The following is a 15,513-nucleotide window of genomic DNA, read 5'->3' on the forward strand; positions in this document are numbered from 1 at the left end:
TTATCCCAGCGCGCGCGTGAACAGGCGGGCGAGGCGCGCGGAGAAGGCGCGGGCGTCGACCGGGCGTTCGCCGTCGGCGATCTGGGCTTCGTCGAACAGCAGATGCGCCGCATCCTCGCGCAACGTCGCATTGGCGTCACCAAGCGCCGCCAGCTTGGCGACCAGCGGGTTGGTCGGATTGATCTCCAGTACGGGCTTCGCCGCAGGGGGCGCCTGGCCGCTCATGGCGAGGATGCGCTCGAGCTGGCGATCCATGCCGCTGTCCGCCGCGACGAGGCACACCGCGCTGTCGGTCAGGCGCTCTGAGGCGCGCACGTCGGACACGGCATCGGCGAGCGTCGCCTTCACGAACGCGATGAAGTCGGCGAGCTCGGGTGCCGCGTCGGACTTGGGCTGTTCGGCACCATCGACCAACGGGATCAGCCCGAGATCGGCCGCGCCCTGCGTGACCGACTTGAACGGCTTGCCGTCGTGATCGATGCCTGCCGTCACCCAGAACCCGTCGACCGAGTCCGGCAGCAACAGCACTTCGATCCCGCGCGCGCGGAAGCCTTCGAGTTGCGGCGACGCTTCGAGGCGATCGAGATCGGTGCCGACCGCGTAATAGATCGCGGTCTGGTTGTCCTTCATCGCCGCGACATAGTCGGCAACCGAGCGCCATGCGCCGGCCGACGTCGTGGTCTTGAACCGTGCGAGTTTCAGCAGCGCCTCGCGCCGCTCGAAATCCTCGTACAATCCCTCCTTCAAGACCGCGCCGAAATTGTCCCAGATCTTCGCATAGGCCGCAGGATCGCGCGTCGCGAGCTTGTCGAGTTCGGACAGCACGCGCCCGGTCACGCCCCTGCGAATCGCGGCGAGCATCGGGCTCTCCTGGATCATCTCGCGCGAGACGTTCAGCGGCAGGTCGGACGAGTCCACCAGCCCCCGCATGAAGCGGAGGTAACGCGGCAGGACCTCGGCATCGTCGGTGATGAAGACGCGCTTGACGTACAGCTTCATGCGGCCGTTGCGATCGGGATCGAACAGGTCGAACGGCTTGGCGCCGGGCACGAAGGCGAGCACCGAATATTCGTGCAGCCCTTCCGCGCGGTAATGGAGCGTCAGCGCGGGCTCGTCGAACTGACCGGAGACGCCGCGGTAGAAGTCGGCATAGTCTTCGGTACTGATCTCGGACTTGGGCTTGGTCCAAAGCGCGGCGCCATCGGCGATGTCGACGGGCTCGGCATCGGGCTTTTCGCGGAGCGTGATCGGGACGGGAACGTGACCCGATTGATCCTTGATCAGGCGCTCGACCGTGAAGCGATCGGTGTACGAAGTCGCATCCTCCAGCAGGTGAAGTACGACGCGGGTGCCGCGGGCGGGTGCGTCGGCGGTGGCGATGTCGGCGATCGTGTAGGTGCCGAGGCCGTCCGACGACCAGATCGAAGCGGAGTCTGCGCCTGCGCGACGCGAGATGACGTCGACCTTCGATGCGACCATGAACGCGGAATAGAAGCCGACGCCGAACTGACCGATCAGCTGCGCACCATCGCTTCCGTTCGCCGCGGCGATGCGGTCCATGAACGCCTTGGTGCCAGAGCGCGCGATCGTGCCGAGCGCCTCGCCCATGTCGTCGGCGGTCATGCCGATGCCGTTGTCCTCGATCGTCAGCGTGCGTGCATCGGGATCGAGCGTAATCGCGATCTGCGTGCGGGTTTCGTCGCCGAGAAGCTCGGGAGCGCTCAACGCCTCGTAACGCAGCTTCTCGCACGCATCGGCGGCGTTCGAGATCAACTCGCGCAGGAACACCGTCTCATCCGAGTACACCGAGTGCACCATCATGTGCAGCAACCGCGAAACGTCCGCCTCGAAGGCGTGCGTCTCGGCACCCGGCGTTTCAGCAGCGGGCGTTTCAGCGGCAAGCGTCTCGGAAGTCGGCGTCACGGGCGCGGATGAGTCGAAAGCATGAGCGTCGGATGCGGGCGGGGTTTCTGTGGTCATAAGCGCTGGCATGTCTCTTGAAGGAACGGTCGACGCAAGAGTTGGCTGGAGGGACGATTGAATTCAAGTGTCGGCCATTCGGCAACGATCGATAGCACGGTCGACCGGGCCTGCGCGCAATGGATCGAGAAAGATTTCATTTGCGTTACACCCTGAAGCAATGTTCAATCCGAATCGGTTAGTCAAAAGATGCAACGTGTCGAGATGTCGCGTGGAAAGGAACGATGTGTTCTTTTTCGCTCATAGTCTGTCGTCCATCATGGCTGATCGGGGGATGATGATCCTGCGAGGCCACTGACGGGTTAGGCCCGACGGTGTTTCTGATCTTCGGCAAACCCTGGGGAGGGGTGCCGCTTTCGGGGGCCTCGATGATTTTACGCGATACACCGGATACCAGCGGGACGGCGATTACACGCAGGACGATACTGGGACGACTTGGTCTGATCGGAGGGCTGGGCGCGACGCTCGGCGCGATGCAGGCCTTGGGGCTGACGGGCGGATTGATCGGAACGTCGCACGCCGAAGCGCTCGCGACGCTCACACCGACGCTGGGTAAGGGCGTTCACGTCGTCGTGCTGGGCGCAGGGATCGCCGGGCTGACCGCGGCCTACGAGCTCGAGCAGGCGGGGTTCCAGGTCACCTTGCTCGAGGCGCGAGAGCGGGTCGGCGGGCGCGCCTGGACGGTGCGCGACGGTGACAAGATCGAGATGATCGGCGAGCAGACCCAGACCGCCAAATTCTCCGACGGGATCTATTTCAACGCGGGGCCGGCGCGCATTCCGAGCTTTCACCAGGGCCTGATCGGCTACGCGAAGAAGTTCGACGTACCGCTGGAGGTCGAGGTCAATTCGAGCCGCTCCGCCTATGTCATGGGCGAGAACGGCAGCAAGATCCGGATGCGCACCGCGATCAACGACATGCGCGGCCACATCGCCGAACTGCTGGCGAAGGCGATCAACCAGGGTGCGCTCGATCAGTCGGTCACGGCGGCGGACAAACAGAAACTGATGCCGTTCCTGAAGGCTTACGGCGATCTCGGCACCGACTACACGTTTGCGGGTACCGAACGATCCGGCTTCGGCGCGGCGCCGGGCGCGGGCGTCACCTTCTCGTCGGCGGGCAGCGCGGTGCCGCTCGACCAGTTGCTGGCGAACGAACGGCTGCCGATGACGCTGTTCGAAGACAATCTCTACATGCAGGCGACGATGTTCGAACCGGTCGGCGGGATGGACCGGATCCATGCAGGGTTCGATCGCAATTTGCGCCGGCCGGCGATCCGCGGTGCCGAGGTAACTCGCATCCGTCACACCGCGCACGGCGTCGACGTGGTGTACCGCGACAAGGCGAGCGACGTCGTCGACACGGTGAAGGCGGATTATATCATCTGCACGATCCCGTTCCCGGTTCTCGCGACGATCGATACCGATTTCTCGCCCGCGCTGAAGAAGACGATCGCGGGCGTGGTGTACGATCATTCGAACAAGGTCGCCTTCGAGAGCCCGAGATTCTGGGAACGCGAGCAGATCTATGGCGGGATCTCGTTCGTCGGCGGACCGACCACGCTGATCTGGTATCCGTCGGCCGGGTTGCATTCGGAGCGTGGTATGCTGCTCGGCTGCTATTCGTCGGGACCGAACGCGGCGGAGTTCGCCAAGCGACCGATCGCCGAACAGATCGCATTCTCGCGCGGGGTGATCGATCGGCTGCATCCGGGGCATGGGGCCGATTTGGTCAACGGGTTGGCGGTCAACTGGCACAAGATTCCGTACAGCCTCGGCCCGTGGCCGGACTGGAACGCGGGTAGCGCGAACGGCCGGCAGGAGGGGCATATCGACACGCCTGAATTCCGCCTGCTGCAAAAGCCCGACGGCCGCGTCTATTTCGCGTCCGCCGCGCTCAGCCAGACGCCGGGCTGGCAGGAGGGTGGCATCCAGTCTGCGCAAGGACAGGTGATGGCGCTGGCGAGGCGGGTCTCGGCACAGGCTGCAACCCTGTCGAACAGATCGCAGCGAGCTGCATAACGGCAGAGTTCCGTGCGACGGCGTTGCATATAAGTTACATCTTCAAGAATAGTCCTCGGTCGGGAAAGCGAAGTACCCGAATCGGTTGTTTAATACCTCGATACGAACGACCATGTTCAAGTTGATAAAGACATCAGCCTGAAAACCTATTCAGCAAAGCATACGTTTTGCGAACGGGATATACATGTCAGGATGGCGTTAGATCATCGGTGGATAATGAGGGGATGGCTGGAGGCGATCATCAATAAGGGGGGAATCCTTATGAAGACCGTTACCAGCATTTCACGCGGCGCACTGATCGTGGCGCTTGCAAGCCTGTCGACCGTTGCCGCACATGCACAAGTCATCGAAGCTGCCGGCCAGGCGTCCGCGCAGGCCAGTCTGCCCGGCGACGACATCATCGTCACCGGTACGCGCGCTACCGGGATAACCGCCGCCGAGAGCGCGGCACCGATCAAGGTGCTCGATGCCGACCTGATGAGCCATGTCGGCCAGCCCAATTTGAATCAGGTCCTGACACAGCTCGTGCCGTCGTTCACCGCGCAGGCGTTCGGTGGCGACACCGCCAATCTCACGCTGTCCGCGCGGCTTCGCGGGCTGAGCCCGAACCACACGCTCGTGCTGATCAACGGCAAACGACGACACGGGACCTCGAACCTCGCCGTCCTAGGCGGACCGTACCAGGGCGCCGCAACTGCCGATCTCGACCTGATCTCGCCCTCCGCGATCAAGCGCATCGAGGTGCTGGAAGACGGTGCCGCGGCGCAATACGGCTCGGATGCGATCGCCGGCGTCATCAACATCATCCTCAAGGACGACAAGGAAGGCGGTGACGGCTACGCCACGGCAGGCGAGAATTACGACACCGGCGGCCGCACCTATGCGGGCACGTTGCATCTCGCGACCAAGCTCGGCGAACAGGGCTTCATCAACGTCACGGGCTTCTACCGCTATCACGATTTCACGCAGGTCGGTGGACTCGATCGCCGCGTCACCGACATCAACGGCAACCTGCTGAGCAGCACGACCACGCCGTCGATCACGCCGCTTCAGCAAACGCTCTATCCCGGGATGTCGGATTTTCCCTACGTCAACAAGATCAGCGGCGACGCGCAATCGCGCCTGATCAATCTGCAATATAATTCGGCCTATGATTTCGGCGGAGTCGAGGCCTACAGCTTCGGTACGTTTTCGCGGCGTGTCGCCAGCGCGTACGAGAATGTCCGCGTGCCGACCCGCGTCTCGCGCACCGTGGGCGGCGTGACGACCTATTTCGATCCCGAAGGCGACAGCCCGGTCAACGGCTTTTCCCCGCGCGAGAAGATCCGCGAGGAGGACATGGCGTTCACCGGCGGTCTGCGCGGCGACGTGAGCGGGTTCCATTACGACCTGTCGACGACGTTCGGTCAGGACAAGAACGAGATCTACACCGTCAATTCCGCCAACGCGTCGCTCTACGCGGATACCGGCTTTACGCCGACCACCTTCTACAACGGCTTCTTCAAGTCGAGCGAGTTCACCGCCAACGCCGACTTCACACACGAGATCGAGGCCGGCATGGCGGCCCCGATCAACCTCGCCTTCGGTGGCGAATATCGCAAGAACGTCTACGAGATCGGCGCAGGCGATGCCGCCTCGACCTACAAGGAAGGCGGCCAGTCCTATCCGGGTTTCCGCAATTCGGATGCCGGCGTCAACGGGCGCAATGCCCAGGCGGCCTATGTCGATGTCGCGCTGATGCCGGTCGAGGGTCTCAAGGTCGACGTCGCCGGCCGGTACGAGCATTACTCCGATTTCGGCAGCAAGTTCATCTACAAGGGTACCAGCCGTTACGACTTTTCGGATGCGTTCGCGGTGCGCGGCACCTTCTCGACAGGGTTCCGCGCACCGACGCTGGCGGAGTCGTTCTACTCCGCGACGAACGTCTCGCCGACCTCCGCGTTCGTGCAGCTGCCGGCCAACTCCGCCGCAGCAAAGCTGATCGGCTTCAACAATCTGAAGCCCGAAAAGTCGACCAACTACAGCCTGGGTACGGTCATTCGGCCGGTGCCGCGACTGACGATCACGATCGACGCGTATCAAGTGAAGATCGAAGACCGCATTCTCGGGACGGGCTCGCTGTTCGGCGGCGGCGGCGCGACCTTGCCGGTCAACGTCAACTTCCCCGCGGTGACGGCGGCGATCCGCGCGAACGGCAACGTCCTTGATCCGACGGTGGTTCAGACCGGTATCAACATCTTCACGAACGGCGCGGATACCCGGACGCGTGGCGTCGATCTCGTCGCCAGCTATGCGAGCGATTTCGGCGAGTATGGCAAGGCGACCTGGACTCTTTCGGGCAACTACAACCAGACCAAGATCACCAAGGTGATGGCGGCACCGCCGCTGGTAAACGTGCTCGGGCAGACGACCACGGTGCCGTTGTTCGACGAGGGCGCCCGCGCCAATATCGAGACCGCATCGCCGCGCGTGAAGGTCATCGGATCGACCTTCTATTCGATCGAGAAATTCTCGATGACCCTGCGCGGTACGGTCTACGGCAAGAGCTCTGCCCGCTACAGTCCGGACGGCGGCACCTTCTACAAGCAGACGATCGGGACCGCATTCATCGGCGACGTCGAACTGAACTTCAAGGCGACCGACGACCTCGAACTGTCGATCGGTGCGAACAACGTCTTCAACAAGAAGTCGCCGACGCTCGGCTTGGTGCCGGGTACGACCAACGCGACCTTGGTGGGCGGCGGCAATCAGCTCGATGCACCGCTGACGTTCAGCCCGTACGGCATCAACGGCGGCTATTATTATGCGCGCATGAACGTCAGTTTCTAATGTCTGCCGGGCGCCGGAAACATCCGGCGCCCGGTTTCTACGAGGGGATATCCATGACGAAGACTTTTGTTCGATCGCTCGCCCTGTTCGCGGCGCTGGCAGGCGCGTCGGTTGCCGGTGCGCAGGCCCCCAAATCCGGCATCGTCCGTCATTCCAATACGCCACCGGGGCTTATCCTTCAGGGCGTGACGGTACCGGCGGAGGCGAAGATGCTGTATCTCAGCGGGCAATTGGCGGCTCCGATCGATCCCGCAAACAAGACGCCGCCCGCGCAGCTGACGATCGCCGATTTCGGCGATACCAAGACGCAGACGATCAGCGTCTTCACCAAGATCAAGACGATCCTGGCCGCGCAGGGCTATGCAATGAGCGACATCATCAAGCTGACCGTGTTCGTCGCGGGCGATCCGAAGCTCGGCGGCAAGATGGACTTTGCCGGCATGAACGACGCGTTCAAGATGTATTTCGGGACGGCGGAGAATCCTAACACCGTTGCGCGATCGACCGTTCAGGTCGCAGCGTTGGCGGGGCCGGCGTTCCTGGTCGAGATCGAGGCAACGGCGGCGAAATAAATTCGGGCGAAGGCGACCTCGTGTTCGCTTTCGATATCAGGTGCTTGGTCCTGTCGGGTGGTTGGCTGAAGGTGCCTCGCGACGGGATCAAGGCCAGATCGGGTGCGTAACGAATTGACGCTCGAGGCGGTGCGTGGGACGATGTTGGACACACCGGATCGGAGACCGCCATGCTCGTCCCCCCGCTCGTCAATGGACTGATCCTAGCCTTCGTCATCGGTATCGTCGCGGGGTTGCGCGCGATGCTGGCGCCCGCCGCGGTAGCCTGGGCCGCGAGCAAGGGGGCGCTGCCGTTGCAGGGGACGTGGCTGGCGTTCCTCGGCTACCGGTTCACGCCGTGGATCTTCACGCTGCTCGCTGCCACCGAACTCGTCACCGATCAGCTGCCTTCGACGCCCAGCCGCAAGGTGCCGCCGCAGTTCGCCGCGCGCCTTATCACCGGCGGCCTGTCGGGCGCGGCGATCGGATACGGCATCGGCGTGCCCTTGCAGGGGATCGTTCTCGGCATCGTCGGGGCGGTCGTCGGGATCTATGGCGGAGCGGCGCTTCGCGCGCGACTGGCGACGGCGTTCGGTAACGACCGACCGGCCGCGCTGATCGAGGATGCGATTGCGATCCTCTTGGCGGTGCTGGTGGTGCTGTCGATCTGATGCGGAATTTCGACGCGATCATCGTCGGCGCCGGGCAGGCCGGACCACCGCTGGCAGGCCGCCTGACCGCTGCGGGCATGACGGTCGCGCTGATCGAGCGGAAGCTGGTCGGCGGGACCTGCGTCAACACCGGCTGCATGCCGACCAAGACGCTGGTGGCGAGCGCCTATACCGCGCACCTCGCACGACGTTCAGCGGATTTCGGGATCGCCACCGGTGACGTCACGGTCGACATGCCCGCCGTCGCGGCCCGCGCGCACAAGGTCGTGATGGATGCGCGATCGGGCAACGAGCGCTGGCTGGAGGGGATGGCGGGCCTTACCTTCCTGCGCGGCCACGCCCGCTTCACCGGACCGCGGACGATCGCCGTCGACGGCGAGGAGATGACTGCGCCGCGCATCTTCCTGAATGTCGGCGGGCGCGCGAGCGTGCCGGACATGGCCGGCGTCGACGACGTGCCGCATCTCGACAACACCGACATGGTCGCGCTGGAACGGATCCCTGCGCATCTCGTCGTCGTCGGCGGAAGCTATGTCGGGCTCGAGTTCGCGCAAATGTACCGAAGGTTCGGCGCCGCGGTGACCGTGGTCGAGCGCGGCGAACGCCTGATCGGGCACGAGGATGCCGACGTGTCCGATGCGGTGCGCGGCATATTGGAGGACGAAGGAATCGCGGTGCGAACCGGTGCGAACTGCATCGCGTTCTCGCGCCATGCGGACGGCGTCGCGGTATCGGTCGATTGCCACGCGGGCGATCCCGAGGTGGTCGGCAGCCACGTGCTGCTCGCGGTCGGCCGGCGCCCCAATACCGACGACCTCGGGCTCGATCTCGCCGGGATCGAGACCGATGCGAAGGGTTATGTCACCGTCGACGACATACTGCAGACCAACGTGCCGGGCGTATGGGCGCTGGGCGATTGCAACGGGCGCGGTGCGTTCACGCACACCGCGTACAATGATTTCGAGATCGTCGCGGCGAACCTGCTCGATCATGACGACCGGACGCTGAGCCAGCGGCTGGTCGGCTATGCGCTCTATACCGATCCGCCGCTCGGCCGGGTCGGGATGACGCAGGCGCAGGCGGAGAAGACGGGGCGGCCGATCCTGATCTCGAAGCGGCCGATGACCCGCGTCGGGCGCGCCGTCGAAAAAGGCGAGACGAAGGGGTTCATGAAGATCGTGGCGGATGCGGATACACAACGTATTTTGGGGGCGGCGATCCTCGGCACCGGTGGTGACGAAGCGATCCACGGTATCCTCGACATGATGAACGCCGATCAGCCGGTGTCCGCGCTGCGTTGGGCGGTGCCGATCCATCCGACCGTGTCCGAATTGATCCCGACGCTGTTGCTCGGGCTCGAACCGGTGGTGCAGGCATGAGCGATCTCGGCGCGCGCGATCATCAGATGTTCCCGGTGCTCAACGCGGAACAGCTTCAGACGGCAAAGCGCTTTGCAAGCGGTCCGGCGCGCGTCTTTGCCGCGGGCGAGCAGGTCTATGCGATCGGTGACCAAGGCGTCGCGGCCTGGCTCGTGCTCGAAGGAACGATCGACGTCGTCCGTCGCGACGGATTGAGTCACGAGGCGCCGATCACTACGCACGGCGCCGGGCAGTTGACGGGCGAGGTCAACCAGCTTGCCGGACGGCCGACGATCGCGGGCGGCACCGCTGGCCCTGAAGGCTGCACCGCGCTGCCGTTCGACCCGGCGCATCTGCGCGCGCTCATGGTCGGCTCGGCGGACGTCGGCGAAATCGTAATGCGCGCGCTGATCCTGCGCCGCGTCGGCCTGATCGAGCAGGGCAGCGGGGGGACGGTGATCGTCGGCCTGCCGGACAGTCCAGACGTCGTCCGGCTACAGGGGTTTCTCACGCGATCGGGCTATCCGAACATCGTTCTCGATGCGGCATCGGACGACGAAAGCCGTGCACTGGTCGAGCGGACCGGCGTCGCGTCGAGCGATCTGCCGCTCGTGGTTTGTCCCAACGGTACGGTGCTCAAAAGACCGTCGGATATCGAGGTCGCGGCCTGCCTCGGGATCACGCCCGAGCTTGATCCAAACACCGTGTATGACGTCGCGATCGTCGGTGCAGGGCCGGCGGGGCTAGCGGCGGCGGTGTATGCGGCGTCGGAGGGACTGTCGGTGATCGTGCTCGACGAGCGTGCGATCGGCGGGCAGGCGGGGGCGTCGGCTAGGATCGAGAATTATCTGGGGTTTCCGACCGGTATCTCGGGGCAGGCACTGGCCGGGCGTGCCTTCAACCAGGCGCTCAAGTTCGGGGCGGAGATCGCGATCCCGTTGACCGTCGAGCATCTCGATTGCGACGAGGATCGCCCCGCGGGCGACCCGCTCGCGCTCGAACTGCCGGGCGATCGGCGCGTCCAGTCGCGGACGGTAATCGTCGCGTCTGGCGCGCGGTATCGGCGGCCCGACATCCCGGACTTGGCGGAGTTTGAGGGCGCCGGCGTATCCTATTGGGCATCGCCGATCGAGGCGCGGTTGTGCGAGGGCGAGGAGGTCGCGCTGGTTGGCGGCGGCAACTCGGCCGGGCAGGCGGTGGTGTTCCTTGCGCCGCGCGTGAAGCATCTGCACCTGATCGTCCGCCGCCCGCTGGCCGCGACGATGTCGAAATATTTGATCGACCGGATCGCGGCGCTGCCCAACGTGACGATCCGCGTCGGCACCGAGATCGTCGGGCTGGAGGGCGAGCGCGCGACCGGGCTGACCGGGGCAATCTTCCGCCAACGCAGCGACGGCGTGGAGACGCGGTGCGCGATGCGACACCTGTTCCTGTTCATCGGCGCGGACCCCAATGCGGGTTGGCTGAAGGGCTGCGTCGATACGGACGAGAAGGGGTTCATCGTCACCGGCGCCGCTGCGTTGCCGTTGCAGACGAGCCGCGCGGGCGTGTTCGCGATCGGCGACGTGCGCGCCGGATCGACCAAGCGCGTCGCGGCGGCGGTTGGCGAAGGCGCGGCGGTGGTCGCGCAGATCCACACGGTTTTGGCCGACATGGCGGAAAGGCACGCGGAATGAGCTACGGCTGCACGCACATGGAGACGATCCGGGACGTAACGCCGAGCGCGAAGGGGTGCGAGGAGTGCCTCCGGATCGGCAGCGAATGGGTGCATCTGCGGCTGTGCCGGGAATGCGGTCATGTCGGCTGTTGCGACGACTCCCCGCACCGCCACGCGACCGCACACTTCCACGCGACGCGGCATCCGATCATCGAGGGCTATGACCCGCCGGAGGGCTGGGGCTGGTGCTTCGTCGACGAGACGATGGTGGACCTGCCGGACCAGACGCCGCAGGTGGGGCCGATTCCGCGCTATGTTTGAGGGCGGGGCGATTGTGGTCGTAGCGGTGTGATTCGGCTCTACGAGCTACCCTGCGCGCAAGAAAGTTTAAGACGAACTGCCCACAGGTACACCACCCCGGCGAAGGTCGGGGCCCAGTTGGCATGGCCTGAGTGACAAAGCGCAAACCTACATCACCGACGTTTCCCACTGGGCCCCGGCCTCCGCCGGGGAGGAGCCTACTCGGACGAATGGAACTAAGCCGAAGCGCTCGCTGGTGCATGCTGAGCGGTGCAAACTGACGTTGGTACCAACGGTGATCACCGGTTTACTCCACGTCACTAGATACCCCCCGCGCTTGCCTCGCCGCAAACGGACAGGTAGCCGGCCCCAACCGGTAAAGGCGTGAGTGATCGAAATGCGGCGTTTGATGATGGGCTTCGTAGCCCTTGCGGCCTTGGCCACGGCAGGAACGGCGCAGCCAGCAAGGCGGTCGGTACAGCGCACCGAACCGGGACCGAAGCCGGGCCTTGTTCGCGTGCGCCTAGTCACGTCGGAGGGCCCGATCCTGCTGGCGCTCGACGCCCGCCACGCACCGAAGACGACCGCGAATTTCCTCGCTTATGTCGATGACGGCCGGTTCGACGGCACCGATTTCTACCGCGCGAGCCGCCAGAAATCCGCGCCGAAGCTTGGCTTCATCCAGGCGGGCATACGCACCGACGCGCGACGGATACTACCGCCGTTTCCGCTCGAGACCACCGCGATGACGGGTATCAAGCATCTCGACGCGACGATCTCGATGGCGCGGGGAATGACGCCGGCATCGGCTGGCGGGAATTTCTTCATCACGGTCGGGCCGGCGCCAGCGATGGACGCGCGCGCGGGCTATCCGGGTTATGCGGCGTTCGGGCATGTCGTCGCGGGGATGGACGTGGTCAAGCGCATCCTTGCCAAGCCGACTGGTGGCGGGATGGACGCGTTCAAGGACCAGATGATCCTAAAGCGGGTCGCGCTGGTGAGCGCGCGGCGGTTGGATGGGGTGGCTAAGCCGACCGGACTGCCGCGGGCGTGGTTGATCGAGACGGGGCCGCAGAGGCGGAAGTGAGGGGTGGGCGCGGCGCTGCACATCGACTAACGTCGTTCCGAACGCTTGTCAGTTTGGTCAGTGGAGTGGCGTTTCCCTCATACGCTTCTGGAGCCAAGGTGGTCGCCATCGACTTCTGCACCGCCCCGGCGAAGGCCGGGGTGCAATTGGCAAGGTCAAGCTTACGGCGGTTTGCCTTTAGGTCAGCAGCGTCCCCCAACTGGGCCCCGGCCTCCGCCGGGGTGGTGGTGTAGAAACTGGTCCCCGCAGACCCCTAAAATCAGTTGTCACAACCCTCTGTTCTCCCGCGAAGGCGGGAGCCCCGGGTAACGAACGCAGGTATTCGTTGCTTCTTGGCCCCCGCCTCCGCGGGGGAACAAGCTAGAGTCCGTTACGCCGTAAGGCTCGACGCAACCGCTTCCGCGACCTTGATCCCGTCAACCGCCGCGGACAGGATCCCCCCCGCATAGCCTGCGCCTTCGCCCGCCGGGAACAGGCCGGCGGTGTTGAGGCTGACGAAATCGTCGCCTCGCGTGATCCTTACCGGCGACGAAGTGCGCGTCTCGACACCCGTAAGTACCGCATCAGGATGGTCGTAGCCCGGAATCTCACGCCCAAACGCCGGCAAAGCCTCGCGCAACGCCGTGATCGCGAACTCCGGCAGACACTCCGAAAGATCGGTCATGTGGACGCCCGGCTTGTACGACGGGATCACCGACCCGAGCGCGGTCGACGCGCGCCCTGCGAGCAGGTCGCCGATGCGTTGCGCAGGCGCCTTGTAGTTCGAGCCGCCGGCGACATACGCCCGCGATTCCCAATGGCGTTGCAGCTCGATCCCGGCGAGCGGGTGGCCGGGATAGTCGCGCTCGGGGTCGATGCCGATCACGATCCCCGAGTTCGCGTTGCGTTCGTTGCGCGAATATTGGCTCATGCCGTTGGTCGCGACGCGGCCTTCCTCGGAGGTCGCGGCGACGACGGTGCCGCCCGGGCACATGCAGAAGCTGTAGACGGTCCGCCCGTTCTTGCAGTGGTGCGACAGGCTGTACGCTGCCGCGCCGAGATCCGGGTGGCCGGCGCACGGCCCGAACCGGGCTTCGTCGATCCAAGATTGCGGGTGCTCGATGCGGACGCCGATCGAGAACGGCTTGGCCTCGACATGGACGCCCTTGGCATGCAGCATCTCGAACGTGTCGCGCGCGCTGTGGCCGACCGCGAAGACGACGTGGTCGGCTTCGAGATAGTCGCCGGTGCTGAGATGGAGACCGCGGAGCTGGCGGGTGCCGGCCTCCTCGACGATGTCGAGACCGTCGACGCGGGTCGAGAAGCGGTATTCCCCGCCGAGCGCCTCTATCGTCTCGCGCATGCTCTCGACCATCGTGACGAGGCGAAAGGTGCCGATATGCGGGTGCGCTTCGGTGAGGATTTCGGGCGGCGCGCCGGCTTTGACGAACTCGGTCAGGACCTTCCGGCCTAAGTGGCGCGGGTCCTTGATCTGGCTCCAGAGCTTGCCGTCGGAGAAGGTGCCGGCGCCGCCTTCGCCGAACTGGACGTTCGATTCGGGGTTGAGGACGCTTTTGCGCCAGAGACCCCAGGTATCCTTGGTGCGCTCGCGGACGACTTTGCCGCGGTCGAGGATGATTGGGCGGAAGCCCATCTGCGCGAGGATCAGGCCGGCGAACAGCCCGCAGGGGCCCGCGCCGACCACCACCGGACGTGGGCCGGTGTAGCTCGGGCCGCCCTTGGTGACGAAGCGATATCCCGTGTCGGGGGTACGCTGGACATGGCGATCCTTGCGGAAACGCGTGAGGACGGTGTCCTCGTTCTTCAGCGTGACGTCGACCGAATAGACGAGCTGGATGTCCATCTTGTCGCGGGCATCGTGCGCGCGTCTCGCGATGGTGTAGCGGATCAGGTCGCGCGGGGTGACGCGCAGGCGGTCGCGGATTGCGGCGGGGAGCGCTTCGTCAGCGTGGTTGAGCGGCAGCTTGAGGTCGGTGATGCGGAGCATGTCGGTCGCTCTAGCGCCGCGCGGCGCGATCCGCCATCGGGTGCACGAGAGGACTTAATCATGCGGACCGACGAAGAACAGAATGCCAAGAGCGCCAAGCGCAAGGAGGTCCACGATAAGATTGTCGCCAGCAAGACGATCGAAAAGGGGCTGATCATCGTCCACACCGGCAAGGGCAAGGGCAAGTCGACCGCCGCGTTCGGCATGGCGGTGCGGATGATCGGGCATGGGCGGAAGGTCGGCGTGGTGCAGTTCGTCAAGGGCGCGATGACGACCGGTGAGAAGGCGGTGTTCGACGCGTTCCCCGCGCTGTGCGAGTTCAAGCCGATGGGGGAGGGGTTCACCTGGGACACGCAGGATCGCGCGCGCGATATCGCGGTGGCGCGGGAGGCTTGGGACGAGGTGAAGCGGATGGTTGCGGATCCGTCCTATGCGATGGTGGTGGCGGACGAGCTGAACATCGTGTTGCGGTATGAGTATCTGCCGGTCGACGAGGTTCTTGCGGTTTTGGCCGCGAAGCCCGAGATGACACATGTCGTGGCGACCGGGCGGAACGCGCCGGACGCGCTGATCGAGATGGCGGACCTTGTAACCGAGATGACGCAGGTGAAGCATCCGTTCCGGTCGGGAGTGAAGGCGCAGGCGGGGGTGGAGTTCTAGGCGGCTCCGTACTGTGCGGCCCAAAACAACCACCGTCCGTCATCCTGACGAAAGTCAGGATCCAGAGCCACGAAGGCCACCGCCCGTTACCCTGGGTCCTGACTTTCGTCAGGATGACGGGAGGGCGTGGGGACGGCTGGCGGACTTCTAACCGACGTAGCCGTGTCTTGCGCCGTGTCTTCCTCCCGCCTATCGCTCCCTCCGCGACAGGTTCCCCCGATGCTCGCGCGGAGGGGGATGAAAATGGGAACGGGAAACACCCGGCTGCCCTTGCAACTGTACGCGGCGAGCCATCGTGCCTCATGCCATTGGGATGTTCCCGAGAAGGCGGTGCGGACGGCGTTGACCCGCGAGCCAGGAGACCTGCCCGTCGCGGTCGTCTTTCGTCCGGCCAGGGTGCGCCGAACGGACG

Annotated in this window: 11 protein-coding genes and 1 riboswitch; of the genes, 9 read left to right on the forward strand and 2 right to left on the reverse strand. The window is 64.9% G+C overall.

All coding sequences use genetic code 11. The annotated features are described in order from the left end of the window. Positions 1 to 1,923: a molecular chaperone HtpG gene (htpG, locus tag IFT67_RS00400; RefSeq protein WP_342450520.1), complete on the reverse strand. Its 1,923-nt coding sequence runs from the start codon at positions 1,921 to 1,923 to the stop codon at positions 1 to 3. A gap of 425 nt (positions 1,924 to 2,348) precedes the next feature. Between htpG and IFT67_RS00405 the strand changes: the two genes are divergently transcribed. From IFT67_RS00405 to IFT67_RS00440, 8 genes are all read left to right on the forward strand, one after another. Then, positions 2,349 to 4,001, forward strand: coding sequence for a flavin monoamine oxidase family protein (locus IFT67_RS00405; RefSeq protein ID WP_192144612.1), 1,653 nt, complete (start codon positions 2,349 to 2,351; stop codon positions 3,999 to 4,001). Positions 4,002 to 4,262: 261 nt separating this feature from the next. Further along, positions 4,263 to 6,830: a TonB-dependent receptor plug domain-containing protein gene (locus IFT67_RS00410; RefSeq protein ID WP_192144613.1), complete on the forward strand. Its 2,568-nt coding sequence runs from the start codon at positions 4,263 to 4,265 to the stop codon at positions 6,828 to 6,830. A 53-nt stretch (positions 6,831 to 6,883) separates the two neighbouring features. Beyond that, positions 6,884 to 7,402 carry a RidA family protein gene (locus IFT67_RS00415; RefSeq protein ID WP_192144614.1) on the forward strand — a complete coding sequence of 173 codons (519 nt, stop codon included), beginning with the start codon at positions 6,884 to 6,886 and terminating at the stop codon, positions 7,400 to 7,402. A gap of 170 nt (positions 7,403 to 7,572) precedes the next feature. Continuing rightward, the gene (locus tag IFT67_RS00420; protein ID WP_192144615.1) at positions 7,573 to 8,052 is read left to right on the forward strand and encodes a DUF4126 domain-containing protein; all 480 of its coding nucleotides are present in this window, start codon (positions 7,573 to 7,575) and stop codon (positions 8,050 to 8,052) included. Next, on the forward strand, positions 8,049 to 9,431 hold the full coding sequence (locus IFT67_RS00425) for an FAD-containing oxidoreductase (RefSeq protein WP_192146284.1): 1,383 nt from the start codon (positions 8,049 to 8,051) through the stop codon (positions 9,429 to 9,431). Before IFT67_RS00420 ends, IFT67_RS00425 begins: the two co-directional genes overlap by 4 nt. Beyond that, positions 9,428 to 11,086 (forward strand): FAD-dependent oxidoreductase, encoded by a 1,659-nt coding sequence (locus IFT67_RS00430; RefSeq protein ID WP_192144616.1) that lies wholly within the window; start codon positions 9,428 to 9,430, stop codon positions 11,084 to 11,086. The genes IFT67_RS00425 and IFT67_RS00430 overlap by 4 nt, the downstream gene beginning before the upstream one ends. Further along, positions 11,083 to 11,388, forward strand: a complete 306-nt coding sequence (locus IFT67_RS00435; protein ID WP_120300145.1) for a UBP-type zinc finger domain-containing protein — start codon at positions 11,083 to 11,085, stop codon at positions 11,386 to 11,388. The genes IFT67_RS00430 and IFT67_RS00435 overlap by 4 nt, the downstream gene beginning before the upstream one ends. A 376-nt stretch (positions 11,389 to 11,764) precedes the next feature. Further along, a complete protein-coding gene (locus IFT67_RS00440; RefSeq protein WP_192144617.1) occupies positions 11,765 to 12,454 on the forward strand; it encodes a peptidylprolyl isomerase in 690 nt (229 codons plus the stop codon). 370 nt (positions 12,455 to 12,824) lie between these two features. Here IFT67_RS00440 and IFT67_RS00445 read toward each other — a convergent pair whose 3' ends face one another. Beyond that, the gene (locus IFT67_RS00445) at positions 12,825 to 14,441 is read right to left on the reverse strand and encodes an NAD(P)/FAD-dependent oxidoreductase (protein WP_192144618.1); all 1,617 of its coding nucleotides are present in this window, start codon (positions 14,439 to 14,441) and stop codon (positions 12,825 to 12,827) included. A gap of 60 nt (positions 14,442 to 14,501) precedes the next feature. Between IFT67_RS00445 and cobO the strand changes: the two genes are divergently transcribed. Next, positions 14,502 to 15,101, forward strand: a complete 600-nt coding sequence (gene cobO, locus IFT67_RS00450; protein ID WP_192144619.1) for a cob(I)yrinic acid a,c-diamide adenosyltransferase — start codon at positions 14,502 to 14,504, stop codon at positions 15,099 to 15,101. A gap of 191 nt (positions 15,102 to 15,292) precedes the next feature. Next, positions 15,293 to 15,486, forward strand: a riboswitch (cobalamin riboswitch). Positions 15,487 to 15,513 lie beyond the last annotated feature (27 nt).

This window comes from Sphingomonas sp. CFBP 13728 (assembly GCF_014841895.1).
GTDB lineage: Bacteria > Pseudomonadota > Alphaproteobacteria > Sphingomonadales > Sphingomonadaceae > Sphingomonas.